Genomic DNA, 474 nt, shown 5'->3' on the forward strand with positions numbered 1-474 from the left:
CTGCTCGGAGGTGCAGGCAACGACACGCTGCAAGGCCAGGAGGGCAACGACACACTGGACGGAGGAGAAGGCAGCGACTACCTGTATGGCGGTGAAGGCGACGATGTGCTGTTGGGCGGTGCGGGCAATGACTACCTGTACGGAGACGCGGGCAACGACACACTCGATGGAGGCGTGGGCAACGACTACCTTGCGGGAGGGGAGGGCAACAACACCTACCTGTTTGGCAAGGGCGATGGCAACGACACCATCGGCGGCGTCTACGACACGGCAGCTGACAAGCTCAACGTGCTGCGCTTCAAGGCCGGAGTGGCTGCCAGCGAAGTGCAGGTGACCCGCTCGGGCGACTCGCTGGTGCTGAGCATCGCGGGCACCGAGGATGTGGTGACGGTGACGAACTTCTTCTACGAGAACACGCCCGCCAACGCCTGGAACCCGGTGCAGGAAGTGCGCTTTGAAGATGGCACGGTGTGG

1 protein-coding gene is annotated in these 474 nt (G+C 63.3%); it reads left to right on the forward strand.

All coding sequences use genetic code 11. From position 1 onward, the window contains the following. On the forward strand, positions 1 to 474 hold a 474-nt coding region (locus ACOQFS_RS15695), incomplete at both ends, for a calcium-binding protein (protein WP_421563761.1).

This window comes from Paracidovorax sp. MALMAid1276, from assembly GCF_049198005.1.
Taxonomy (GTDB): domain Bacteria; phylum Pseudomonadota; class Gammaproteobacteria; order Burkholderiales; family Burkholderiaceae_C; genus Acidovorax.